Genomic DNA, 25018 nt, shown 5'->3' on the forward strand with positions numbered 1-25018 from the left:
CGCTCCGGAATGAAGGACTTGGCCTGGTGTGCTTCGCTCCATCCTATCAGTCGTCATTACGAGCGCAGCAATCTAGTCTATTTGCGTTCTTGGCTTTCTGGATGCCGTATATCCCGTGATCCTGCCGGATGACGGGATACGGCTGGTAGAGTGGGGCTACACATCGCACCCAATGCTTCGTCATGGCCGGGCTTGTCCCGGCCATCCACGTCTTTCTTCGTTTACGGCCAAGGCGTGGATACCCGGCATTCGCCGGGCATGACGGCGTTTTGTTACGAACTAAACGACGCCGTCGACTTCACCCGATCCCGCAGCATGAATTTCTGAATTTTGCCCGTCGACGTCTTCGGGATCACGCCGAATACCACCGCTTTCGGCGTCTTGAAGCCGGGCATCTGCGCGCGGCAGAACGCGATGATGTCGGCTTCCGTTGCCTCGGCATTCGTCTTCAGCTCCACGAAAGCACAGGGCACTTCGCCCCATTTGGCATCGGGCTTGGCGACCACGGCGGCGAACAGCACAGCCGGGTGTTTGTAGAGCACGTCCTCGACTTCCACCGACGAGATGTTCTCGCCGCCGGAGATGATGATGTCCTTCGAGCGGTCCTTGATGGTGACGTAGCCGGCGGCGTCGAGCACACCGAGATCACCGGTGTGGAACCAGCCGCCTTCAAACGCCTCCTTGGTGGCCTTCTCGTTCTTCAGATAGCCCTTCATCACGATATTGCCGCGGAACATGACCTCGCCGATGGTTTCGCCGTCGCGCGGCACTTCCTGCATGGTCTCGGGATCGATCACCGTGACGGCTTCCTGCAGGTGATAAGGCACGCCCTGGCGGCGCTTCAGGTTGGCGCGCTCGTCGGCGGGCAGGGCGTCCCAGCCGGGCTGCTCGGCGCAGACCGAGGCGGGGCCGTAGACTTCGGTCAGGCCATAGACGTGGGTCAGCTTGATGCCGATTTTCTCGGCGCCGGACAAAACCGCCATCGGCGGCGGCGCGCCGGCGATCGAGCCCTGCACGAGAGGCCCGCCAGAATAGACCGGCGCATCCGGCGCATTGATCAGCGTGTTGTAGACGATCGGCGCGCCGGACATGTGAGTGACGCCGTGCTCGCGCATCAACGCGAAGATCTTGGTCGGGTCGACCTTGCGCAGGCAGACATTGACGCCGGCGCTCGCCGCCACGGTCCAGGGGAAGCACCAGCCGTTGCAGTGGAACATCGGCAGGGTCCAGAGATAGACCGGGTGCTGGCCGAGACCGGCGGCGAGAATGTTGGAGACCGCGTTCAGATAGGCGCCGCGATGATGGGTCACCACGCCCTTCGGATTGCCCGTTGTGCCCGAGGTGTAGCCGAGCGCGATGGCGTCCCATTCATCGAGCGGGAAGGCGCTGGTGAAATCGGGGCTGCCTTCGGCGAGGGCAGCTTCATATTCGAGTTCGCCGATCCGCTGACCGCCGGCGAAGGAGGCGTCGTCGACATCGATCACGGTCGGCTTCGGTCCGGTCATGAGGCCGAGGGCCTCGGTGATTACGCCGGAGAATTCCGGATCGACCAGCAGCAGTCTGGCGCCGCCATGGTCGAGCTGGAACGCGATGGCCGCAGCGTCGAGCCGGATGTTCAGGGCGTTGAGGACGGCACCGGCCATGGGCACCGCGAAGTGTGCTTCGTTCATCGCCGGCAGGTTCGGCAGCATTGCCGCGACGGTGTCGCCGCGTCCGATGCCCCGGCCGGTCAGGAACGAGGCGAAGCGCCGGCAGCGCTCATAGGTCTGTGCCCAGGTGAAACGGCGGCCCTCATAGACCGTGCTGGTGAGGTCCGGGTAGACCGCCGCGCTGCGCCTGAGAAAACTCAGCGGCGACAGCGGCACGAAGTTGGCCGGAGTCTGGTCGAGGCCGACGCTATAAACGCCCTGATCTGGGATCATTTTGAGACTCTTTTATTTTAGTCAGTGAGTTGAATGAAGCATCTCACCTATCACTTTATCACCGGAACGATCTTCTAAAGTCACGCAAGGTAATGGCGATAACATTCTGAAAGATTGTATCTTAAAGGAATCCGATCGATATCCATGGGAAGATTGCCACGATGATCAGGCCGATCAGCAGTGCCAGCAGATAGCCGAGGATCGGCCGGATGCCTTCCGCGGGATCAACACGGCCGATGGCGCAGGCGGCATAATAGCCGACGCCGAAGGGCGGCGCGAACAATCCGATGCCCATGGCGAGGATGACGACCATCGCATAGTGGACCTCATGGACGCCGACCAGCCTGGCGATTGGGAACAGGAGCGGGCCGAACAGCACGATGGCGGGGATGCCTTCCAGTACGCTGCCAAGGATGACAAAGGCCACGATGGAGACCGCGATGAAGGTCGCGCCGCCGCCCGGCAGGCCCGTCATGGCGGCGGCCAGCGAGCGCGAGAAGCCGGACTGGGTGAGGCCCCAGGCCATGCCGGTCGCAGTTCCAATGATCAGCAGGATCGCACCGGAGAGGCAGGCCGTATCGACCAGCATCGGCTTCAGCCGGCTCCAGTCGAACTGGCGATAGATGAGAAGGCCGGCCAGCACGGCATAGACGATGCCAATGGTGGAGACTTCCGTGGCAGTGGCCACACCCTCGACCACGGCAGCGCGGATCACGAAGGGCAGTGCGATGGCTGGCACCGAAATGATGAAGGCCTTGAAGATGTCGCGCCCGGACGCCCGCTTCACGTGGCTCAGATCCTCGCCGCGATAGCGCCACCACACCAGCACGCCCAGCGTGATTGCGAGCACCACACCCGGCAGCAAGCCGCCGGTGAACAGCGCCGAGATCGACACGCCAGTGACCGAGCCGATGGTGATCAGCACCAGGCTCGGCGGAATGGTTTCGGTCTGCGCGCCGGTTGCCGAGAGCAGGGCGACAAGATCGCCCGGCTTGGCGCCACGCGCCTTCATTTCCGGGAACAGCACCGGCGCTACCGCCGCCATGTCGGCGGCCTTGGAACCGGAAATGCCGGAGACGAGATACATCGCGCCGATCAGCACGTAATGCAGGCCCCCGCGGACATGGCCGAGCAGGCTGGCGAGGAACGCCACCATGGCGCGCGCCATGCCGGTCATCTCGATCAGCAGGCCCAGGAACACGAACAGCGGCACGGACAGCAGAATGAGGTGGCTCATGCCCTCGTCCATGCGGCCGACCAGCACCATCATCGGCGTGCGCGTGGTCAGCGCCATATAGCCGAAGATCGCGAGGCCAAAACCGAAGGCAATGGGCACGCCGGCGAACACGCAGAGCGCCACGACGCCGACGAAGAAGATGATCAGGTTGAGATTGCCGAGCGTGCGCAGCAGCGGCTCGGCGAGCCAGAACAGGCCGATGATCGCCACCACGGTGCCAAGCGCGGTCAGCACGGTGCGGACCTGGCCGTAGCGCAGCAACCGCAGTAGCGCGAACACGATCATCAGCGAGATGCCGACCGGCAGCGCGGCCGCGCGGAAGCTGTTGGCGATCTGCAGTGCCGGCGTCGTGATGTAGCTCTCTTCATAAGCGTATTCGAAGGACGGAGCGACGATCATCAACAGGAATGCGAGCGCCGCACAGGTCCCGACGACGTCGAGAAACGCCCACATCCGCGGACCGGCCGACGCCACCAGCGCGGTCATCCGCATGTGTTCGCCGCGCCGGAACGCAACGGCGGAGCCGAGCATGGCGAGCCACAGGAACAGGATCGAGGACAGTTCGTCCGACCAGATCAGTGGACGGTGGAAGCCGTAACGGGCCACCACGCCGATGAACAGGATGATCACCTCCGCCACCACCAGCAGCGCCGCGGGAATCTCGACGAGATGGCCGAGGGTGCGGTCGATGGATGTCAGGATGGCGTCGCGGCGGGAGAGGGGGCCCCCTCCACGCTGGACGCCCCGCTTTCGAGGGCGGAGATGTCATGCACGGCCATAGTTTGTCCGATCAGCCGAGCTTGCCGACAGCTTTCTCGAGGATGGCCCAGGCTTCGTCGCCATACTTGCCCTGCCATTCCTTATAGAAGCCGGCCGACTTCAGCTTGTCGCGGAACGGGCCGGGCTCAAGCTCATTGAAGGCCAGCCCCTTGGATTCCAGCTCGCCGCGCAGATTGGCGTTGAGCTTGGCGACGTCCTCGCGCTCCTTCATGCCGGCGGCATTGATGTTTTTGGCGACGATGTCGCGCAGATCGGCCGGCAGCTTCTCCCAGGCGCGGCGGTTGGCGAGGAACCAGTAGCCGTCCCACATGTGGTTGGTCAGCGAGCAGAACTTCTGCACTTCGTAGAACTTCGCCGTCGAGATGATCGCCAGCGGGTTTTCCTGGCCTTCAACGACCTTGGTCTGCATCGCCGAATAGACTTCGCTGATGTTGATCGAGGCGGGCGCACTGTCGAACGCCTTGAACATCGAGGTCCATAGCGGCGACACCGGCACGCGGATCTTGAAGCCCTTCAGATCGTCCGGGCTCTTGATCGGCTTCGTGGACGAGGTGATTTCGCGAAAACCGTTGTCCCAGATCTTGTCCATGACCACGAGATTGGCCTTGGTGATTTCCTTGCGGATATAGGCGCCGAGATCGCCGTCCATGGCCTTCCAGACCGTGTCGTAATTCGGGAAGGCGAAGCCGATGCCGTTGATCGATGCGGCTGGCACCAAAGTGGCCAGGATCAGGCCGGACAGAGTGAAGAACTCGACGCCGCCGGAGCGGATCTGGCTCAGCATGTCGGTGTCGGAACCGAGCTGGTTGTTGGGGAATACCTGCAGGTCGACCTTGCCGTTGGTCTCGGTCTTGATCGCCGCCGACATCTCACGGGCGCGGATGTTCATCGGATGCGTATCGGGTAGGTTATTCGCGTATTTGTAGACGTATTCGGCCTGCTGCGCGCGCGCGACGAATGGCATGCTGACGCCACCAAATGCAGTCGCAGCGGCCGATGCCTTCAACAATGTCCGGCGTGAAATCGTCATTTTGTTTCTCCCAACCACTTCTTTGTTTGCCTTTGTGAGGCCCAAGGGCCCTTGCCGTCTGGTCATCATGCCCGGGCTGCCCGGTCAAGCCTTTTCGCCGTGCGACCAAAGGCCAAGGCCCAATAGAGGACGCCCGCGCACGGCTTTTGCACCGCGCGAATTTGTGGGAAGCATCGCGCGACTGAAGCCGCCGGCAGCCAGGACCGGTGGAGGAAACGCAAGGACAGCATATGAATAGAGATCACGGCGTAGCGATCATCACCGGCGGCGCATCGGGAATCGGTTTGGCGATCGCCAAGGCGGCCGTGGGCGAGGGCTGGAAAGTGCTGCTCGCCGACCTCACCCAGCCTGCTCTGGATGCCGCCAAGGCTCAGGTCGATGCCATCAAAGCCGGTGTGACCAAAACCGTCGTCATGGATGTGGCCAATGAAGACGCCGTGATTGCCGGCCTGAGGGACTGCGAAGCCGGTTTCGGCCCGGTACGCGGTCTGGTGAATTCTGCGGGTATCGGCCGTCAGGTGCCGTTCTTCGAGACCTCGGTGAAACTGTTTCGCGAGATCCTCGACATCAATCTGGTTGGCACCTTTGCCGTTGCCAAGGAAGCTGCGCGGCTGATGAAGGCCCATGGCGGCGGCGCCATCGTCAATGTGGCGTCGGTGTCGGGGCTGCGCGGCAATATCGAGCGCTCGGCCTACGGCGCATCCAAGGGGGGCGTCGTCACGCTGACCCAGGTGATGGCCTGCGAACTGGCGCCGCTGAAGATCCGCGTCAACGCCATTGCACCGGGCCCTTTCGAGACGCCGATGGTGCAGGAGATGCACACGGCGGCGACGCGGGAAGGCTGGATGCAGGTGGTGCCGCAGCGGCGTTACGCCGAACCGGAGGAGGTTGCGGGTGCTGCGATGTTCCTGCTGGACGACAACAAGTCGAGCTTCGTGACGGGTCACGTTCTCAATGTCGATGGCGGCTTTGCCGCACACGGGTTGCTGCCGAAATATCCGTAGGGGCAAACAAAGCTCCGTCATGGCCGGGCTTGTCCCGGCCATCCACGCCTTTCTTCGCTCGCAGCCTAGACGTGGATGCCCGGCACATCTAGCGAAGCTCGCTTCGCGCCGGCCGGGCATGACGATGAACACAGGCGTTAGAGCGTTAGCCTTTAGCCGCGATCAGCGCCTTCATTCGCTCGGCATCCGCATTCGTCGCCGGTGTGTAGACCACCATGCCCAAATTTGGCTGGCCATCGACCGAGAATGTCGAATAGGTCATCGTGAATGGCCCGACGGCGGGATGATTCACATGCTTCTTGCCTTCGCCATAGCTACCGACATCGTTGTCCTGCCACATGGCCGCGAAGTCGGGGCTGATCCGGCACAGTTCGTCGATCAATGTCTGGGCGCGTGTTGATGCGCCGCTGCGCGTGATGTCGGCGCGAAATGCTGCCACGGCGAAACGTGCATCATTCTCCCAGTCCGGCATCTTGGCGCGGACATTCGGACGACAGAACAGGATGCGCAGGACGTTACGGTCTTCGGGCGCTATGTTCGGATAGTCGCCAAGCACGGCCAGCGCCGGACGATTCCAGGCCACGATGTCCCAGGTTGCGTTGCGGACGACTGCAGCGCTGAACTCCATCGAATCCAGCACGCGCTGCAGCGTCGGCGTGACGATATCGGACGGCTCGTAGTGGACTTCCGGCAGCCTGTGCTGCGCCAGCAGAAACAGATGCTCGCGCTCGACTGCCGATAGTTCCAGCGCGCGTGAGATGCGGTTCAGCACATCGGCTGATGGCGCGCCGCCGCGGCCTTGTTCGAGCCATGTGTACCAGGTGGCGCTGACATTGGCGCGCTGCGCGACTTCCTCGCGCCGCAGCCCTGGCGTGCGGCGTCGCTCCGACGAAAAACCGAACGCCACGGGATCGAGCCTGGCGCGGCGATCCCTGAGATAAGCGCCAAGCGGATTGGAGCCAGCGCCGGAAGTTGTTTCGGTGACCGTCATGCTCAGCCTGTTAGTCGCCATACCCGTATAACGTCACGGCTTCACGCACTGTACCGCAGGACCGATACATCCGCGCAGTCACGAGAGGAATATCACATGCGTGTTTTCGTTACCGGCGCTTCGGGCTTTGTCGGATCTGCCATCGTTCAGGAACTGATCGGCGCCGGTCATCAGGTGCTCGGTCTCGCGCGCTCGGACGCATCCGCCAAGGCGCTGGCCGAAGTGGGTGCGCAGATCCATCGCGGCGATCTGGAAGATCTGGACAGCCTGCGCTCCGGCGCCGCCAATTCCGACGGCGTGATCCATACGGCGTTCATCCACGACTTCTCGAGGTTCAAGGAAAACAGCGCGATCGACGCGCGCGCCATCGAGACGCTTGGCGACGTGCTGGCGGGCTCCGAGCGGCCCTTGATCGTGACCTCCGGCATGGCTTTCATCGCGCCCGGACGGCTGGCGACCGAAGATATGGGCTCGTCGAGCGCGTCGCCGAGCCCGCGCGTATCGGAGCAGGTCGCCGAACGTCTGGCGGCACGCGGCGTGCGCGCTTCGTCGGTCCGGCTGCCGCCATCGGTCCATGGCAATGGCGACCATGGCTTCGTGCCGATGCTGATCAATATCGCGCGGGAGAAGGGCGCCTCGGCCTACTTCGGCGACGGTCTCAACCGCTGGCCCGCGGCACACCGGCTGGACGTCGCCCGGCTCTACAGGCTCGTCCTCGAGCGCGGTTCCGCCGACATTCGCTATCACGCCAGCGCCGAACAAGGCGTCGCATTCCGTGAGATTGCCGAGGTCATCGGTCGGCACCTGAACCTGCCGGTCGTCTCGAAATCGCCGACTGAAGCCGCCGATCACTTCGGCTGGTTCGCAGGCTTCGCATCGATGGATGCGCCGGCATCCAGCGACTGGACACAACAGCAGCTTGGGTGGCGACCAACGCAATCAGGATTGATCTCGGACCTCGATCACGTCAGATATTTCGGCGGCTGAGGCCATATAAGGGCGTAATGACGTGGGGCCACAAATTGGTTCGAATGGCTGCTCGGTCAACCGGATATCGCAACAATTTGAGCTAAGTCTCTGGGATCACTATGGGATAATATATTCCATAATATACCTTATGCGAATCCGAGATGTGGGCGTGTGGTCCCAGTTTCAGTTCTCTTAAAGCCGCGACCCGGGCCACGCTCCCGCTACTTCCTGATCGCGTCGTAAACCAGCGTCTTCAGGATCGGCTGGATGCGGCCCCGCTGGGTCGGTGTCTGCACCATCAGGATCATCACCATGTCCTGATCGGGATAGGTCCAGAAATACGTCCCGGCGGCGCCGCCCCAGGCCATCTCGCCGACAAAACCGGGAACGCCGTCGTCGCCGGGTCCGGTGCGGACGCCGAAGCCGAGGCCGTAACCGAAGCCAGCGCCGGGATAGTAATAGGCCCAGGGCTTCACGTCGCTGGCCGGTGCGACCTGGTTCTGGCGCATCAGCTGGACCGACTCGGGCTTGAGGATTCGGACGCCGTCGAGCGTGCCGCCATTGATCAGCATCTGCAGGAAGCGCGCGTAGTCGCCCGTGGTGGCATTGAGGCCGCCTCCTCCGGATTCCCATTTTCGCTTCAGTGTGGGATTGCTGATGGTCTCGTTGCCGATGATGCGGTCGGTCGGCATTGGCTGCGCAATGCGCGGCGCTTTGGCGGGATCGAGCACGTAGTAGCCGGTGTCCGTCATGCCCAGCGGATCGAACAGATACTGTTTCTGAAAATCGTACAGCGACTGGCCCGATGCGATCTCGATGACGCGGCCGAGAAGATCGGTCGAATGGCCGTAGTCCCACACAGTCGCCGGCTGATAGGCCAGCGGCAGTTTCGCAAGCCGGGCCGCGAAATCGGCATTGTCGAAATCGCCGTCGAACAGGCCTGCATCGAGATAAAGCTGCGTGATCAGCCCGAGATTGGTGAAAGCCGAACTGATGCCGGACGACTGCCGCATCAGATCGAGCACGGTGATGGGCTTCAGCGCCGGTGTGAAGTCGAGATAGGGCTTGCCGCTGGCATCCGTGCGTTCGGTCGCGACCTGCGGATGCGCATAGGCCGGAATGTATTTGGCGACGGGATCGTCGAGCTTGAGCTTGCCCTGCTCCACCAGGATCATCGCCGCGACCGATGTCACCGGCTTGGACATCGAATAGAGCCGGAAGATCGTGTCCGTCGTCATCGGCGCCATGGTCACGGGATCGCGGACGCCAAAGCCCTCATAATAGACGGGCTTGCCGCGGTGCTGGATCAGCATGATCGCCCCGGCGAGATGGCCCTGGCCGACTTCGCGGTCGAGCATTTCGGAGACGCGGTTCAGGCCGTCCTGGGAAAAGCTGCTGAGGTCAGGCTTGTCGGTCAGCAGGCTGGTGCCTGCCAATACGGGCGTGACCAGCGCTGCTGCGATGGTGAGGACGGACAGGAAGTCGCAAGATCGTCGCAAGATTGACACTGGATTTCCGCAAGCGGGCTGGAACACGGTCGAACGCTAACACCGAGATATTTCAGATACTTGTCGGAAAATCACGCAATTTGCCGATATCGCGGTTTTAGCGCGATCGATGGCCTCGTGTGGATCACAAATGCGCGCCGGTTTTGCTGACGCTTCCCGGCGGCGGAAACCGGATCGTGGTGCCCAAAGTGATCCAGTTGGAATTCTCGCCGGTGATGTTGCGGCCGTAAATCAGGTCGACCGAGAAGATGTCGTTGGGCCGATAGCGCACCCCGGTCTGGATACGTGGCTGGACCACACTGGCGAATTCGGCGCGGCCCGCCTGCCCGTATAATTCCACCGTGTATTCCAGCACGTCGGTGAATTTCCAGTCGAAGCCGACGCCATAGGTGAAGTAATGGCGATCGAGCACGCGGTCCCACAGCCAGCCCGCATTGAGATTGATGCGTGTGGTTTCGGAAAAGCGATAGGTCGCCGGAATCTCGGCGAAGACCGCGGTGTTCTGACCCGTCACGGCGTCGAATGTGCCGCTGGCCAGCGCCGAGACGCCGAACTTTCCGATGCCCGTCGGTTCGATGTTGATCTTCGCCTTGGGCGCCAGCGTGGTGCTTAACTCGCCGTCGGAGCGGCTGTGATTGGTGAGGACGCTGAGTTCGACCGGACGCGTAATCTCAACGACGCAGGACGGATTGGCCACCGCCGCGAAGTCGCTGTTGGTGGCCATCGAGTACCAGCTCTCGACCTTGCAGGAGCCGAGGTCCGAAATATCCGCCGCATCGACCGCATAGGCGCCATTGGCCGCCTCCGCATGACCCGAAGCCGCCAGCAGCGCGACCAGAACGAAACCGACCAGCGTCAGCGCGCGATAATGAGGAGCAGCCATGTCGCAGGACTAGCAGAGTCCCGAAATCCTCGACAGAACAATCGCGCGTCGCTTATCCTGTTTGGCATGACCGAACACCATCATCATGACCACGATCACGACCATTCCGAATTGTCGGAGACCGAGCTGCGCGTCCGTGCACTCGAGACCATCCTGACCGAAAAAGGCTATATCGATCCGGCAGCGCTGGATGCGATGATCCAGGCCTATGAGACCAAGATTGGGCCGCACAACGGCGCCCTTGTGGTTGCGAAAGCCTGGACCGATCCGGCCTTCAAGGAGGCATTGCTCGCCGACGGTTCCGCGGCGGTCGGCACTCTCGGCCATGTCAGCCGTACCGGCGATCATCTCGTCGTGGTCGAGAACACGCCCGAGCGGCATAACATGGTCGTGTGCACGCTGTGCTCCTGTTACCCCTGGGAAATGCTCGGCCTGCCCCCGGTCTGGTACAAGGCTGCGCCCTACCGCTCCCGCGCCGTGAAGGATCCGCGCGGCGTGCTGGCAGACTTCGGCTTCACGCTCCCCAAGGAGACGGAAATCCGCGTCTGGGATTCGACGGCTGAAACGCGTTTCCTGGTGTTGCCGATGCGACCCGCGGGCACCGAGGGCTGGAGCGAGGAGCAACTGGCCGAACTGGTCACGCGCGACTCCATGATCGGCACGGGTCTGGTGACAGCGCCGGGAGCCCCGTCGTGAACGGCGTCCACGACATGGGCGGCATGGACGGTTTCGGCAAAGTCGAGCCGGAGCCGAACGAGCCGATGTTTCATGCGGAGTGGGAATCTCGCGTGCTGGCCATGGTGCGCGCCATGGGCGCGGCAGGCGCCTTCAACATCGACGCCTCGCGCTTCTATCGCGAAACGCTGCCGCCGGAGGTCTATCTTTCCAGCAGCTACTACAAGAAATGGTTTCTCGGCCTTGAGGATATGTTGGTCGAGCGCGGCTTCCTCGCTGCGGACGAGGTCAAGGCCGGCCACGCATCCGTGCCGCCGAAACCGTTGAAGCGTGGCAACTTCACCGTTGATAGTGTCGAGCGCGTGCTGACCCGCGGCTCATTCACGCGCCCTGCTTCGGCGCCTGCCGCATTCGCGATCGGCGATCGCGTGCGGATGAAGAACATCCATCCGACCACCCATACGCGCTTGCCGCGCTATGTCCGCGGTCATGTCGGCGTGATCGAGCGCATACACGGCGCGCATGTCTATCCCGACACTGCGGCGCATGACCAAGGCGAAAATCCGCAGTGGCTTTACACCGTCGTGTTCGACGGTGCCGAACTGTGGGGACCCGATGGCGATCCGACGCTGAAAGTGTCGGTTGAGGCGTTCGAGCCATATCTCGATCCGGCTTAATTGCCTCAGTGCGCCCGCGCGTCGCCCGCCAGGCCCGCGAGTCTGGCGGGATCGATAACGGTCAACCGGCCGCGACCGGCTTTCAGGATCAGCATCCGGTCCCAGGCCGAAACGGTACGGCTGACCGTGAACTGCGTGGTGTCGCTGAGTTCGGCCAGTTCCTGGCGCGAGATTCTCAGTTCGATCGGAACGCAATCACCATCCGGATCTCCTTCCCGCACCAGGCGCAGAACGATCCGTGCGATGCGTCGATCGGCGTTCTCACTCGTTGCCTCGTGAAGACGGCGCAGCAGGTGATCGGTTTGCCGCCCGACGATACCGAGGACATTGATCGCAAGCTGCGGGACAATATGCATCAGCCCGCTGAAGCGATCCGCGGACCAGCACAAAAGCTCGGTCGCGACTGACGCGCGCAGGGTTGTCGGGTGAGAGAAATTGCCGAACACCGATGCGGCTCCGGCGAGATCGCCGCGTCGCATGAATTGCAGCGTTTTCTGCGCGCCATGTGCATCGATCATCGTCTTCTTGAGCTGACCATCGATGACCACAGCGATCATCGCCGGTGCGTCGCCCTGTTGCCAGAGCGAAGAACCGCAATCCAGGACGTGCTTTCTGCCAGCTTCGATGATGATGCCGCGTGCACCCTCGCCCAGGCCCGCAAAAAGCGGCGTCGGACCAAACGACTTGCACATCTCACGATCCATTGCTCGCCTTCCGGAGCGAGCGATTTCGCCGAGCAGCTGCCGCGATCAAATAAAACTGTCATCAAAGATTCTGATGCGAGCGGCTCTGCACGACGACATCGCGATCAGAACAACGATCTCAAATAAATCCTCCGTAGAGTTTGTTGTTTGATCCAGCGCAAAGAAGGTGGGTGCTGCAGCAGGCATATTGCCCTCGCTCTAGGCGAATCTCGCCTCTTCTCCAGGCATATGGCCGCAAACCGAAGGGGGAGCGTATGGTGACGAACCAGAATATCGCGGAGCCTGCAGAGGCTGAAAGACGCAACAGCCGCATGTCGGAGTTGCTCGTCTTTCTCACGATCGTCGTTCTCATCTGGCCCGTCGTCGCGGTGGGCGTGGTCGGCGGTTACGGCTTTCTGGTCTGGATGACCCAGCTGATTTTCGGGCCGCCCGGCCCGCCTCTGCTTCACTAGGACTTTCACATGACAGACAGACTCACCAGACGCGCTCTGTTGACCGGCGCGACCGCCGGCGCGTCCGCGCACGACAATGAGCACATTTCCAGCGCCGTCGTGTCGGTGCTTCCAGCTCATATCGACGCGGTATCTGCGCGGTTGTCGAGCCTTCCCGGTGTCGAGATCCATCACCGCACGGACTCCAAGCTGGTTGCGGTCCTCGAAGGGCCAGGCAGCGGCGCATTGGGTGCGATGCTCGCCGACATCTCATCATGGCCGGGCGTGCTCTCGGCCAACATGGTCTTCGAACAGCGTCTCGATTAGGAGAACGACGAAATGCCCCTTTCGCGGCGTGATCTACTCAAGGCCCAGGCAGCGGCTGTCGCTGCAGCGGCAGCTGGCATCAACGTTCCGGCGGCCGCTCAATCGATTGCCGGCGGCGTCGGGTCGCTGTCCATCAAATGGTCGAAGGCGCCGTGCCGCTTCTGCGGTACCGGTTGCGGCGTCATGGTCGGTGTCAAGGACAACAAGGTCGTCGCCTCCCATGGCGACACGCTGGCGGAAGTGAATCGCGGCCTGAACTGTATCAAGGGCTACTTCCTCTCCAAGATCATGTATGGCGCCGACCGCCTGACCACGCCCCTCCTCCGCAAGAAGAACGGCGTGTTCGACAAGAACGGCGAACTCACACCGGTGAGTTGGGACGAAGCATTCGACACCATGGCGCAGCGCGCCAAAGCGACGCTGAAAGAAAAAGGACCGACTGCGATCGGCATGTTCGGATCGGGCCAGTGGACGATCCTCGAAGGTTATGCCGCGACCAAGCTGATGCGTGCGGGTTTCCGCTCCAACAATCTCGATCCCAATGCGCGGCATTGCATGGCGTCTGCGGCCGTGGCCTTCATGCGCACCTTCGGCATGGACGAGCCGATGGGCTGCTATGATGACTTCGAGGCCGCCGATGCCTTCGTGCTGTGGGGCTCGAATATGGCCGAGATGCATCCGATCCTGTGGACGCGCCTCACCGATCGCCGCCTTGGTCATCCGCATGTGAAAGTCGCGGTGCTCTCGACCTTCACGCATCGCAGCTCCGACCTCGCCGACATCCCGATCGTGTTCAAGCCGGGCACCGATCTGGCCATTCTCAACTTCATCGCCAACCACATCATCTCGACCGGTCGCGTGAACACCGAATTCGTCAACAGCCACACGACTTTCGTGAAGGGCACGACGGATATCGGCTACGGGCTGCGTCCCGAACATCCGCTGGAGAAGAAGGCCAAGGGCGCAGCCACGGCCGCAGCGACGACGCCAATCGATTTCGCGGCCTACGCCGAATTCGTGAAGGACTATTCCCTCGAGAAGGTGTCGAAGCTGACCGGTGTCGAGCCCGGCTTCCTGCTGGAGCTCGCAGAACTCTATGCCGATCCGAAGCGCAAGGTGATGTCGCTCTGGACCATGGGTTTCAACCAGCATGTCCGCGGTGTCTGGGCCAATCAGCTCGTCTACAACATCCATCTGCTGACCGGCAAAATCTCCGAACCCGGCAACTCGCCGTTCTCGCTGACGGGCCAGCCATCGGCTTGCGGTACGGCGCGCGAGGTCGGCACCTTCGCGCACCGCCTCCCCGCCGACATGGTGGTGACCAATCCGGAGCACCGCAAGCACGCTGAAGAAATCTGGCGCGTGCCGCATGGCCTCCTGCCCGACAAGATCGGTTATCACGCCGTCGAGCAGGACCGCATGCTGCATGACGGGAAGCTGAACTTCTATTGGGTTCAGGTGAACAACAATGTGCAGGCGGCGCCCAACAGTTCGGGCGAGACCTATCCGGGCTACCGCAATCCCGCCAACTTCATTGTCGTGTCGGATGCCTATCCGACGGTGACGGCGATGTCCGCCGACTGCGTGCTGCCGGCGGCGATGTGGGTCGAGAAGGAAGGCGCCTACGGCAATGCCGAACGGCGCACGCATGTCTGGCGCCAGCTGGTCAATGCGCCCGGCCAGGCGCGCTCGGATCTCTGGCAACTGATGGAATTCTCCAAGCGCTTCACGACGGACGAAGTGTGGCCCGCCGCCCTCCTCGACGCCAATCCAAACTACAAGGGCAAGACGCTGTTCGACGTGCTGTATCGTAATGGCGAGGTCGACAAATTTCCCGTCGGCGAAATCCCCCCGGACTATGAAAACCACGAGTCCAAGGACTTCGGTTTCTATGTGCAGAAGGGGCTGTTCGAGGAATATGCCACGTTCGGCCGCGGCCATGGCCACGACCTCGCTCCCTGGGACACCTATCACGAGGTGCGCGGCCTTCGCTGGCCGGTGGTCAATGGCAAGGAGACCAAGTGGCGCTACCGCGAAGGTCTCGATCCCTACGTCAAGCCGGGCAAGAAGGTCGAATTTTACGGCAACCCGGACGGACGCGCTCGCATCATCGCGGTGCCCTATGAGCCGCCGGCCGAGTCGCCCGATGCTGAGTTCGATCTCTGGCTGGTGACCGGCCGCGTGCTGGAGCACTGGCATTCCGGTTCGATGACCATGCGCGTGCCCGAACTCTACAAGGCGTTTCCCGGCGCGCGCTGCTTCATGCATGCCGAAGACGCGCGTGCGCGCGGCTTGAACCAGGGCGCCGAAATCCGCCTGATGTCGCGGCGCGGTGAGATCCGCACGCGCGTCGATACGACCGGACGCAACCGCATGCCCCGCGGCGTGGTGTTCGTGCCGTGGTTCGATGCCAGCCAACTGATCAACAAGGTCACGCTGGATGCAACCGACCCGATCTCCAAACAGGCGGACTTCAAGAAATGTGCGGTCAAGATCGTTTCCGTTTAAGTGCGATGAAGACGGTCATCGCGGCAATCATCGCCGGCGCCATGGTGCTGGTGTCCGGTGCGATCTATGCGCAGTCTGTCCAGACAACGCCACGGATCGTGCCGCGCGTCACCGGCGCAGCGCAGCCGATGGGCGACGTTCCTGCGCCGCCCTTCCCGCGGCCCGTCACCGACGACAAGCGCGTGATGCGGAACTATCCGGAGCAGCCGCCGGTCATTCCGCATTCGATCGAGAACTATCAGCTCACGCTGCGGGCCAATCGCTGTCTTGAGTGCCATCGCCGTGAATATACCGAAGGCTCCGGTGCGCCGATGATCAGCATTACGCATTTCATGGATCGCGATGGCCAGATGCTCGCCGATGTGACACCGCGACGCTATTTCTGCACGGCCTGCCACGTGCCGCAAACCGATGCGCGTCCGCTCGTTCCGAACACCTTCACCGACATGAAGGCATCCGGCAGGTGAGCGCCATGAAGTGGTTGATATCCAAGTTTCTGTGGTTCTGGCGCATCGCCAGCCGACCGGCCACGCATATCAGCCTCGGCGTGCTGGCGCTGGGCGGCTTCCTCGGTGGCGTGATCTTCTGGGGCGGCTTCAATACGGCGCTGGAAGTCACCAATACCGAGAAATTCTGCACCGGCTGCCATGAGATGCGTGACAACGTGTATCAAGAGCTGCAGCGAACGCCGCATTTCGCCAATCGATCCGGCGTGCGTGCCACCTGTCCTGATTGCCATGTGCCGCATAACTGGACCGACAAGATCGCGCGCAAGATGCAGGCGTCGAAGGAAGTGTGGGGCAAGATCTTCGGCACGATCTCGACGCGCGAGAAGTTCCTCGACATGCGTCTGGAGCTTGCGAAACATGAATGGTCGCGCCTGAAGGCCAATGACTCGCTGGAATGCCGCAACTGCCACTCGGCGATTGCGATGGATTTCACCAAACAGGCACCGCGCGCGGCGGCGATCCATGCCAAGTTCCTCGTCACCGGCGAGCGGACCTGTATCGATTGCCACAAGGGCATCGCGCATGAATTGCCTGACATGACCGGGATCGAGCCCGGCTGGAGCGCCCCGGCCGAGCTTCGCGACCGCCATAGTCACCACATGCCGGATGCGGATGCGCTGTCGCGCTATCTGGCATCGGTGAAGGAGACGCAGCCGTAGGGTGGATGAGCGAAGCTGATCCACCCTACGGCACAGCGTCAGTTCATCGTGATGTTGGCCTTCTCGATTACGCCCTTCCAGCGCTGCGTTTCGCTGGTGATGTATTTGGCGAATTCATCCGGCGGGACCGCCACGGCGACGGCGCCGAGCTCGGACATCTTCTTCTTCGTCTCCGGCTGCTGCATGAATTCGCGGATCGAGACAGAGAGCTTGTCGGTGATGGCCTTTGGCGTGCCGGCCGGTGCCATGAAGCCGTGCCAGGCGACGGCTTCAAAACCCGGCAGGAATTCGGACACTGCCGGCAGGTTCGGATCGAACTCGGCGCGCTTCGGCGAGGCCGTCGCTAGCATCGCGAGCTTGCCGGCCGCCGCATGCGGCAGCAGCAGTGGTACGTTGTCGAAGGCGAGATCGATCTGGCCGCTCAGCAAGTCCGTGACCATTTGGCTCGAGCCCTTGTAGGGCACGTGCACCATCTTGGTGCCGGTCATCTGCTGGAACAGTTCGCCGGCAAGGTGCTGCGTGGTACCGACGCCGGCCGAGCCGAATGTCACCTTGTCGGGATTGGCTTTGATATAGGTGATCAGGTCCGGCACCGTGCGCGCCGCGATCCTGGTCGGGTTCACCACCAGCACATTCGGCACCATGCTGATCTGCGCGATCGGCACGAGATCCTTTTCGGGATTGTAGGACAGTTTTGCGCCATACAGCGTCGGATTGATCGACAGCGCCGAGGTGCTGGCAAGGCCGATCGTGTAGCCATCGGGCGCAGCGCGCGCGACGCGGGTGACGCCGATGATGCTGCCGGCGCCGCCGACATTCTCGATGATGACCGTCGCGCTCATCTTCTTCTGCAGATGCTCCGACACCATGCGCGCAAAGATATCGGCGGTGCCGCCGGCGGCAAACGGAACGATGCTGGTGATCGGGCGGCTCGGGTAATTCGCGTCCTGGGCCGTCGCTTGCGTGAGCGTGCCGAGCGTCAGGCAGGCAGCCATCAGGATTGACCGAAGTCTCATTGAACATTCCTCCATGTGTTTTTCTATTTTGATCGTCGGCGTCCTTTGGTGGACGCTCGATATTGGGGGTGGTGACGAACGTGACGTCGTCACCACCTGCGCGGTCGCCTAGTTCATCGTAACGTTGGCCTTCTCCATCACACCCTTCCAGCGCTGCGTCTCGCTGGCGATGTATTTGGTGAACTCATCCTGCGGGATCGCCACGGCAACTGCGCCGAGTTCGGCCATCTTCTTCTTGGTTTCCGGCAGGCTCATGAATTCGCGGATTTCCGCCGAGAGCTTGTCGACGATCGGCTTCGGCGTTGCCGCCGGCGCGATGAAGCCGTGCCATGCGACAGCCTCGAAGCCCGGCAGGAATTCGGCGACGGCCGGCACATTCGCGTCGAACTCGGCGCGCTTCGGCGTTGCCGTGGCGAGCATCGCCAGCTTGCCGCCGGCCACATGCGGCAGCAGCAGCGGAACGTTGTCGAAGGCGATGTCGATCTGACCCGAGATCAGGTCGGTGACCATCTGGCTCGAACCCTTATAGGGCACATGGACCATCTTGGTGCCGGTCATCTGCTGGAACAGCTCGCCGGCAAGATGCTGCGACGTGCCCGGTCCGGCCGAGCCGAACGTCACTTTGTCTGGATTGGCCTTCATGTATTCGATCAGCTCCGGCACAGTGCGGGCCTTGATGCGATCGGGATTCACGACCAGCACGTTGGGCACGATGCTCACTTGCGCGAAGGCCACCAAATCCTTATCCGGCTGGAACTGAAGCTTGCTGCCATAGAGCGAGGGCGCGATCGCCAGCGGCGAGGTGCTGGCGAGGCCGATCGTATAGCCATCGGGCTGAGCCTTGGCGACACGGTTGACGCCGATATTGCCACCGGCGCCGCCCATATTTTCGACCAGCACGGTGGCGCCGAGCTTCTTCTGCAGGTTCTCCGACACCATGCGCGCGATGATGTCCACCGTGCCACCCGCCGCGAAGGGCACGACGATGGTGATCGGCTTGGTGGGGTATTTCGCATCTTGCGCGCTCGCCTGCCCGACGGCGCCAAAGGCGACGCAGGCGGCCATGAGGATGGATTTGATCTTCATGCGTGTTCCTCTTCTCGAATGGGTATTCTGATGAATGCTTGCAGCCGCGCTTATTGCGCAGGCAGCACTTTTCCGGGATTCATGATGTCGTTCGGATCGAGCATCTGCTTGACGCTGCGCAAGAGTCGCAGCTCGGTGGGCTTGGTGACGCGTGCCAGCCGCTCGCGATTGGCGATGCCGATGCCGTGCTCGGCACTGATGCTGCCGCCGAGCGCGACGGTCTCTTCATCGACGATGGTGTTGATGCCGCGGATCGTGTCCTGGATCTGATCCTTCTGGTTCTGCTCGAGGCCTGGAATGATCGCGAGAATGTGGATGTTGCCGTCGCCGATATGGCCGTGCATCACGATGCGGGCATCAGGCCGATAGGCGGCGATGCGCTTCTCCACCTGCGTGACGAACGTCGCCTGCTGCGACAGGGGCACAGCGCTGTCGTGCGAGATGACGTAACCGGCCTTCTTGCTGCCTTCCGACACGCTGTGGCGGATTTTCCAGAACGCTGCGGCCTGGGTCTCGCTGGAGGCCACAAGCGCATCGGTGATCAGCTCGCGCTCATAGGCACCGCTAAGCAACGCTTCGAGCGCTGCATTCAGATCCACCGACACCAGCGTATCGACGAGTTCGATCAGCACATACCACGGCGTATCCAGCTCGAACGGGATATTCACCAGCGGCAGATTCTCGGCGATCACCTCGATCTGGCCGCGCGACATCACCTCGAAGGCGCCGATGCGGTCACCGAGTTCGGTACGTGCCTGCGCGAGCAGGTCGAGTACCGCGTCGATGCTGTTCAGCTTGGCAAAGGACACTGCCCTCGCCCGCGGCTTCGGAAACAGCTTCAGCACCGCGCCTGTGATAATGCCGAGCGTACCTTCGGCACCGATGAAGAGCTGCTTGGTGTCGAAGCCCGTGGAGTCCTTTCGCAAGGCCGTCATGCCGTCGAGGATCTCGCCATCGGGCAGCACGACTTCGAGGCCTAGCGCGAGTTCGCGTGTGGTACCGTAGCGCAACACGGCGGTGCCGCCGGCATTGGTGGAGAGATTGCCGCCGATCTGGCACGAACCTTCAGCGCCAAGGCTGAGCGGAAACAGGCGGTCGATATCGTCGGCAGCCTTCTGGATGTCGGCGAGGATGCAGCCGGCGTCGACGGCGATGGAGTCACCGAGACGGCTGACGCTGCGGATCTTGTTGAGGCGATCGAGACGCAACACGATCATGTCGCGCTTGCCGAGCGGGGTCGCCGCGCCGCACATGCCGGTATTGCCGCCCTGCGGTACGATAGCGATGCCGGCGGCCGCGCAGGCCTTGACCACGTCGGAGACTTCCTGCGTCGAGCCGGGCTTCACGACGGCCAGCGCCTTGCCGTGATAGCGGCCGCGCCAGTCCACCACATAAGGTTCGAAATCGCCGCCGGGGCCGATGACGTGACGGGGGTCACCGACAATGCGGGCGAGTGTTGCAAGGAATGCAGTATGGTCGGTCAATTCACTCTCCCTCACCGGAACGAGAGGTCGAGCAATCGGCCTTCGAACAGGCGATCGCGCGAGCTTTCGAGATGGAGACGCATGGCCGTGCGCGCCGCTTCGGCGTCGCGATCACGGATCGCTTCAAAAATACTGCTGTGTTCCTCGAACACCTGCTCAAGGCCGGGCCGCGGGCCCATCAGCGACAGGCCGTGCAGCTTCATGCCGACAGCGACGTGGTCCTTGAGAGCGTTCAACGAGGTCGCGAAATAGTGGTTATTGGTCGCCTCGGACACGGCGAGATGGAAAGCATAGTCAGCGTCTTCGCGATGCTTGCGCTTCTTCGTCGCCTCGCGCAGCAGGCCGAGTGCTGCTTCCATCTTGCCGAGATTGTCGTCGCTGCGTCGGCGCGCCGCGAAATGCGCGGCATCGGATTCCATGGTGATGCGGAATTCGAAGCAGCGCTGGATATCGGCGATAGTCTCGACCCGTGCGAAGCCGAGCGGTTGTTGCTGCGCACGCATCTGCACGAAACTGCCCGCGCCCTGTCGGGACGTGATCAGGCCGTCCTCGCGCAATCGGCCAAGGGCTTCGCGCAGTACCGGGCGAGAGACATCGAACATATCAGCGAGTTCGTGCTCGCCGGGCAGCTTCTGGTCCGGTGCGTAGTCGCCATTGGCGATGCGCTGCGCGAGTTCGCCATAGACCTTGTCGACGAGCGAACCGGCGGCACCGCGTGCGGCAGCACCGCGCGGACGCGGCACTTCAGGCAATTCAGGCAATTCAGAGGGATCAATCGGCTTCATGATCGGTCAAACCGCAGCTTACAGGGATGGCGGCGGAGGTTTCGTGTGACAGTCCGATCGCTCGGGAGCGCTGTCGCATGGAAACACTTCCTCGCCCAAAAATTTCGGCGACCATGAGAGACGGTGGCAAACTTGTCAACATGTCAATGTCGAGCGGATGGGCTACCGCGGTTCTATTGCATTGATATGTAGAGGTTAAATCGCATGATCTAATCAAATACCGTGCTGCATCGCACAATCGCTGGCAACTTGTCAGGTTGCTGAAATCGTGGTCGAACGCTCGCTCAATCGGAAAGGACCAGGCGTGACCAACGGACTGAACGGCAAGGCTATCGTGATCATCGGCGCAAGCTCCGGCATCGGCGCTGCCGTGGCGAAGAAATTCGGCGCCCTCGGTGCCAGGCTGATCGTGCACTACAACGGCAATCCGGAAGGCGCCGAGGAAGTGGTCGCGAATATCCGTGCGAGCGGTGGCACGGCCGACCTGCTCCGCGGCGACGTGTCGGAGCGCGCTGAAGCTGCGCGCGTGATCGAGGAGGCCCATGCCAAACTCGGCCGCATCGACGTGCTGATCAACAATGCCGGCGCCATGTTCGGCCGCACTTCGATCGCCAATGCCACCGACGAACAGTATGACGACGTGGTTGATCTCAATATCGGCTCGGTGTTTTTCGCCTGCCGCAAGGTAGCGAAGATCATGGAGACGCAGCGTTCAGGCTCGATCATCAACACGACGTCGGTTGCGGCCCGCAATGGCGGCAGCGGCGGCGCCGGTCTCTATGGCTCGGCCAAGGGTTTTGTCTCGACCATCACGCGTGTGCTGGCGAAGGAGCTGGCTCCGTTCAACGTGCGCGCCAATGCGGTGGCACCGGGCGTGATCATGACGCCGTTCCACCAGCGCTATTCGACCGCGGAGCAGCTTGAAGGCGCCCGCCAGGGCATCCCGCTGGGCCGGATCGGCACGCCGGAGGATTGCGTCGGCGCCTATCAGTTCCTCGCCGACGAGACCATGAGCAGCTACATTACCGGCCAGGTCATCGAGGTGAATGGCGGGCAGATCATGCCGTGAGGTTCTAACCTCTCCCCGCTCGCGGGGAGAGGTCGAGGCCAGCATGCGAAGCATGAAGGCCTCGGGTGAGGGGGAGTCTGCGAGTGAAGCTGAGAGTCCCCCTCACCCGTCGCGGACTTCGTCCGCGCCACCCTCTCCCCGCAAGCGGGGCGAGGGAAACACCAGCGCTTCGTTAGAAGAACTCCTGCAACACGCACCCGAAAGAGCACAACGATGACAGCTCCCTTCCCGACCGGCGTCTACTGCGCCGCGACCACACCCTTCAATGCCGACCTGTCGGTGGATCAGCGCCTGTTCACCTCCCACTGCCAGCGCCTGCTCGATGACGGCTGCACCGGCATCGCCATGCTCGGCACGACTGGCGAAGCCAATTCGCTGTCGTCCCGCGAGCGCATGGCGCTGCTGGACGCCGTGGTGAAGTCGGGGATCGCGCCGTCGAAGCTGCTGCCGGGCACCGGCGTTGCGTCGATCATGGAAACGGTCGAGCTCACGAAACACGCGGTTGCCAATGGCGTCGGCGCTGTCGTGATGCTGCCGCCGTTCTACTACAAGGGCGTGTCCGATGATGGCATCGTCGATGCCTATACGGCTGTGATCGAGCGCGTCGCCGATCCGCGCCTGCGCGTCGTGCTCTATCACATCCCGCAGATGTCGGCGGTGCCGATCTCGCTCGACGTCATCGATCGGTTGCGCAAGCGCTTCCCGGAAATCGTAGTCGGCATCAAGGATTCCGCGGGCGAGTTCGCCAATATGAGCGCCATCGTCGATCGCTTCCCGGGTTTCTCGGTGCTGGTTGGCGCCGATCCCCTGATGCTCAAGCTACTGCCGATGGGCGGCGCCGGCTGCATCACGGCGGCGTCGAACCTTGTCGGCCGTGAACTTGCCACCGTATTCAACGGCTTCAACGACCCAGCAAAACAGGCTGAAGTCACCGCCGCGCAGGACCGGATCGTGGCGACGCGCAATGCGGTGTCCACTTATGTGCAGCTTCCCTCGCTGAAGGTGCTGCTGGCGAAGCGCGACAACAATGACAACTGGCTGCGGGTGCGGCCGCCGCTGACCGGCCTCGGCGCTGCTGAAGCTGCCAAGGTCCGCGAGTCGCTGTCCGTCTAGACAGCCGTGGCTGCGAATGCGCGCCAGCCTTTGGCGCGCAGTTCGCAGGCCGGGCATTTGCCGCAGCCATAGCCCCAGTCGTGCAGCGACCCTCGTTCGCCGAGATAGCAGGTGTGCGAGTGTTCGCGGATCAGGTCGACGAGGCCCTGCCCGCCAAGCTCATGCGCCAGCGCCCAGGTCGCCGCCTTGTCGCGCCACATCAGCGGTGTGTGCAGCGTGAAATTCTTGGCCATGCCGAGATTGAGCGCCTGCTGCAGCGCCTTGATGGTGTCGTCGCGGCAGTCGGGATAGCCGGAGTAATCCGTCTCGCACATGCCGCCGATGATGTGGATGATGCCGCGTCGATAGGCCAGCGCTGCGGCGAATGTCAGGAACACCAGATTGCGGCCGGGCACGAACGTATTGGGCAGCCCGTCGGCGCCCATCTCGATGGCGACGTCGCGCGTCAGCGCGGTATCGGAGATCGCTGACAGCGTCGGGATATCCAGCGTGTGGCTGTCGCCAAGTTTGGTGGCCCAGTCGGCATTTAATGCCTTCACACCGGCCAGCAGCTTGTCGCGGCTATCGAGCTCGATGGCATGGCGCTGGCCGTAAGCGAAGCCGAGCATCTCGACGCGTTTGAAGCGCGCCAGCGCCCAGGCCAGACAGGTTGCGGAATCCTGGCCGCCGGAGAACAGCACCAGCGCGGTTTGATCTGGGAAAGTGTCGCTCATGGGCTGCAGATAGCACTCCCCAGAGCTGTGTGAAAGACAGGCAAAACCAGGCATTTCCGCTGGGCCACGCCGCCGTCCTGCGGCATAGCAAAGGCTCCTGCTGTGAAACTTGGTGCCTCATGACCCCTTCCCGCGATATCGCCGGCCTGATCGAGATCATGGCCCAGTTGCGCACGCCCGTGACGGGCTGCCCATGGGATCTGGAGCAGGATTTCGCGAGTATCGCGCCCTATACGATCGAGGAAGCCTATGAGGTCGCCGATGCCGTCGCCCGACACGATCTCCATGACCTCTGCGACGAACTCGGCGATCTCCTGCTGCAGGTGGTGTTCCACGCCCGGATGGCCGAAGAGCAGAACGCATTCGCGTTCGGCGACGTCGTGGAGGCGATCACCCGCAAGATGATCCGCCGGCATCCGCATGTATTCGCCGACAAGGACGGCAACCTGACGCTTGGCCATGTGAAGGGCGTCTGGGACCGCATCAAGGCCGAGGAAAAGGCTGAGCGTGCTGCGCGGCGCGGCGTGGACGTTCCGCCACCCTCCTCATTCCTGGCCAGCGTCAAGACCGGGCAACCGGCGTTGAGCCACGCCATGGAGCTGCAGACAAAAGCCTCCAGCGTCGGCTTCGACTGGAACGACCCACGCGCGGTGCTGGCGAAAATCCGCGAGGAAGCTGACGAGATTGAAGCAGCGCTCGATCGCGGCGACCAGAGCGAAGTGGCAGCCGAGACCGGCGATCTGATGTTCGCGCTGGTCAATCTCGCGCGGCATGTGAAGGCCGATCCGGAGCTGGCGCTCCGCGGCACCAATGCGAAATTCGAACGGCGCTTCGGCTATATCGAACGGGCGCTCGCGACGAAGGGAAGCTCGCTGCAGGAGGCGTCGCTCGAACAGATGGATGCGCTGTGGAACGAGGCGAAGGGCGCGGAGTAGCCG

24 protein-coding genes are annotated in these 25018 nt (G+C 62.5%); 12 read left to right on the plus strand and 12 right to left on the minus strand.

From position 1 onward, the window contains the following. Positions 1 to 272: 272 nt before the first annotated feature. The 3 genes from RSO67_RS01430 to RSO67_RS01440 form a co-directional block, all read right to left on the minus strand. Positions 273 to 1922, minus strand: coding sequence for an acyl-CoA synthetase (locus RSO67_RS01430; RefSeq protein WP_315842028.1), 1650 nt, complete (start codon positions 1920 to 1922; stop codon positions 273 to 275). 121 nt (positions 1923 to 2043) lie between these two features. Beyond that, entirely contained in the window at positions 2044 to 3861 is a 1818-nt protein-coding gene (locus RSO67_RS01435; RefSeq protein WP_315844143.1) for a TRAP transporter large permease subunit, read from the minus strand. Positions 3862 to 3949: 88 nt separating this feature from the next. Then, a complete protein-coding gene (locus RSO67_RS01440) occupies positions 3950 to 4969 on the minus strand; it encodes a TRAP transporter substrate-binding protein (RefSeq protein WP_315842029.1) in 1020 nt (339 codons plus the stop codon). A gap of 230 nt (positions 4970 to 5199) precedes the next feature. On the opposite strand from RSO67_RS01440, the gene RSO67_RS01445 reads away from it, so the two are divergent. Next, on the plus strand, positions 5200 to 5973 hold the full coding sequence (locus RSO67_RS01445; RefSeq protein ID WP_315842030.1) for an SDR family oxidoreductase: 774 nt from the start codon (positions 5200 to 5202) through the stop codon (positions 5971 to 5973). Positions 5974 to 6118: 145 nt separating this feature from the next. Here RSO67_RS01445 and RSO67_RS01450 read toward each other — a convergent pair whose 3' ends face one another. Beyond that, positions 6119 to 6964 (minus strand): helix-turn-helix transcriptional regulator, encoded by an 846-nt coding sequence (locus tag RSO67_RS01450; protein ID WP_315842031.1) that lies wholly within the window; start codon positions 6962 to 6964, stop codon positions 6119 to 6121. 96 nt (positions 6965 to 7060) lie between these two features. Here RSO67_RS01450 and RSO67_RS01455 point away from each other — a divergent pair, with 96 nt between their 5' ends. Next, a complete protein-coding gene (locus RSO67_RS01455; RefSeq protein WP_315842032.1) occupies positions 7061 to 7951 on the plus strand; it encodes an SDR family oxidoreductase in 891 nt (296 codons plus the stop codon). 203 nt (positions 7952 to 8154) lie between these two features. Here RSO67_RS01455 and RSO67_RS01460 read toward each other — a convergent pair whose 3' ends face one another. Then, on the minus strand, positions 8155 to 9441 hold the full coding sequence (locus RSO67_RS01460) for a serine hydrolase domain-containing protein (protein WP_315842033.1): 1287 nt from the start codon (positions 9439 to 9441) through the stop codon (positions 8155 to 8157). Between the two features lie 124 nt (positions 9442 to 9565). Continuing rightward, the gene (locus tag RSO67_RS01465; protein WP_315842034.1) at positions 9566 to 10324 is read right to left on the minus strand and encodes a hypothetical protein; all 759 of its coding nucleotides are present in this window, start codon (positions 10322 to 10324) and stop codon (positions 9566 to 9568) included. 66 nt (positions 10325 to 10390) lie between these two features. Here RSO67_RS01465 and nthA point away from each other — a divergent pair, with 66 nt between their 5' ends. Together nthA and nthB are read left to right on the plus strand one after the other, a co-directional pair. After that, complete coding sequence (gene nthA, locus RSO67_RS01470) at positions 10391 to 11020, plus strand: nitrile hydratase subunit alpha (RefSeq protein ID WP_315842035.1); 630 nt, start codon at positions 10391 to 10393, stop codon at positions 11018 to 11020. After that, positions 11017 to 11676 carry a nitrile hydratase subunit beta gene (nthB, locus tag RSO67_RS01475; RefSeq protein WP_315842036.1) on the plus strand — a complete coding sequence of 220 codons (660 nt, stop codon included), beginning with the start codon at positions 11017 to 11019 and terminating at the stop codon, positions 11674 to 11676. Before nthA ends, nthB begins: the two co-directional genes overlap by 4 nt. Before the next feature lie 5 nt (positions 11677 to 11681). On the opposite strand, the gene RSO67_RS01480 is transcribed toward nthB, so the two are convergent. Further along, positions 11682 to 12380: a Crp/Fnr family transcriptional regulator gene (locus RSO67_RS01480; RefSeq protein ID WP_315842037.1), complete on the minus strand. Its 699-nt coding sequence runs from the start codon at positions 12378 to 12380 to the stop codon at positions 11682 to 11684. A gap of 311 nt (positions 12381 to 12691) precedes the next feature. On the opposite strand from RSO67_RS01480, the gene RSO67_RS01485 reads away from it, so the two are divergent. Genes RSO67_RS01485 through RSO67_RS01505 form a run of 5 tightly spaced genes read left to right on the plus strand, consistent with a single transcriptional unit; the run spans position 12692 to position 16814 of the window. Further along, the gene (locus RSO67_RS01485) at positions 12692 to 12832 is read left to right on the plus strand and encodes a hypothetical protein (RefSeq protein ID WP_410001867.1); all 141 of its coding nucleotides are present in this window, start codon (positions 12692 to 12694) and stop codon (positions 12830 to 12832) included. Between the two features lie 9 nt (positions 12833 to 12841). After that, positions 12842 to 13138 carry a chaperone NapD gene (locus RSO67_RS01490; protein WP_315842039.1) on the plus strand — a complete coding sequence of 99 codons (297 nt, stop codon included), beginning with the start codon at positions 12842 to 12844 and terminating at the stop codon, positions 13136 to 13138. Positions 13139 to 13150: 12 nt separating this feature from the next. After that, a complete protein-coding gene (gene napA / locus RSO67_RS01495; RefSeq protein WP_315842040.1) occupies positions 13151 to 15646 on the plus strand; it encodes a periplasmic nitrate reductase subunit alpha in 2496 nt (831 codons plus the stop codon). Next, positions 15619 to 16113 (plus strand): nitrate reductase cytochrome c-type subunit, encoded by a 495-nt coding sequence (locus tag RSO67_RS01500; RefSeq protein WP_315842041.1) that lies wholly within the window; start codon positions 15619 to 15621, stop codon positions 16111 to 16113. The genes napA and RSO67_RS01500 overlap by 28 nt, the downstream gene beginning before the upstream one ends. Positions 16114 to 16118: 5 nt before the next feature. Beyond that, complete coding sequence (locus RSO67_RS01505; protein ID WP_315842042.1) at positions 16119 to 16814, plus strand: NapC/NirT family cytochrome c; 696 nt, start codon at positions 16119 to 16121, stop codon at positions 16812 to 16814. A 38-nt stretch (positions 16815 to 16852) separates the two neighbouring features. Here the strand turns inward: RSO67_RS01505 and RSO67_RS01510 are convergent, their stop codons facing one another. The 4 genes from RSO67_RS01510 to RSO67_RS01525 form a co-directional block, all read right to left on the minus strand. Then, positions 16853 to 17830: a tripartite tricarboxylate transporter substrate binding protein gene (locus tag RSO67_RS01510; protein ID WP_315842043.1), complete on the minus strand. Its 978-nt coding sequence runs from the start codon at positions 17828 to 17830 to the stop codon at positions 16853 to 16855. A 108-nt stretch (positions 17831 to 17938) separates the two neighbouring features. Continuing rightward, positions 17939 to 18916 carry a tripartite tricarboxylate transporter substrate binding protein gene (locus RSO67_RS01515; protein ID WP_315842044.1) on the minus strand — a complete coding sequence of 326 codons (978 nt, stop codon included), beginning with the start codon at positions 18914 to 18916 and terminating at the stop codon, positions 17939 to 17941. 50 nt (positions 18917 to 18966) lie between these two features. Further along, entirely contained in the window at positions 18967 to 20400 is a 1434-nt protein-coding gene (locus tag RSO67_RS01520; RefSeq protein WP_315842045.1) for an FAD-binding oxidoreductase, read from the minus strand. Positions 20401 to 20411: 11 nt separating this feature from the next. Then, positions 20412 to 21185: a FadR/GntR family transcriptional regulator gene (locus tag RSO67_RS01525; RefSeq protein WP_315842046.1), complete on the minus strand. Its 774-nt coding sequence runs from the start codon at positions 21183 to 21185 to the stop codon at positions 20412 to 20414. Between the two features lie 304 nt (positions 21186 to 21489). On the opposite strand from RSO67_RS01525, the gene RSO67_RS01530 reads away from it, so the two are divergent. Both RSO67_RS01530 and RSO67_RS01535 read left to right on the plus strand, forming a co-directional pair. Then, positions 21490 to 22254: an SDR family NAD(P)-dependent oxidoreductase gene (locus RSO67_RS01530; protein WP_315842047.1), complete on the plus strand. Its 765-nt coding sequence runs from the start codon at positions 21490 to 21492 to the stop codon at positions 22252 to 22254. Positions 22255 to 22467: 213 nt separating this feature from the next. Continuing rightward, positions 22468 to 23367 (plus strand): dihydrodipicolinate synthase family protein, encoded by a 900-nt coding sequence (locus RSO67_RS01535; protein ID WP_315842048.1) that lies wholly within the window; start codon positions 22468 to 22470, stop codon positions 23365 to 23367. Here RSO67_RS01535 and queC read toward each other — a convergent pair. Further along, a complete protein-coding gene (gene queC / locus RSO67_RS01540; RefSeq protein WP_315842049.1) occupies positions 23364 to 24080 on the minus strand; it encodes a 7-cyano-7-deazaguanine synthase QueC in 717 nt (238 codons plus the stop codon). The genes RSO67_RS01535 and queC overlap by 4 nt on opposite strands. Before the next feature lie 119 nt (positions 24081 to 24199). Between queC and mazG the strand changes: the two genes are divergently transcribed. Next, positions 24200 to 25015, plus strand: a complete 816-nt coding sequence (gene mazG / locus RSO67_RS01545; RefSeq protein WP_315842050.1) for a nucleoside triphosphate pyrophosphohydrolase — start codon at positions 24200 to 24202, stop codon at positions 25013 to 25015. Positions 25016 to 25018 lie beyond the last annotated feature (3 nt).

It is taken from the genome of Tardiphaga sp. 709 (assembly GCF_032401055.1).
Taxonomy (GTDB): domain Bacteria; phylum Pseudomonadota; class Alphaproteobacteria; order Rhizobiales; family Xanthobacteraceae; genus Tardiphaga.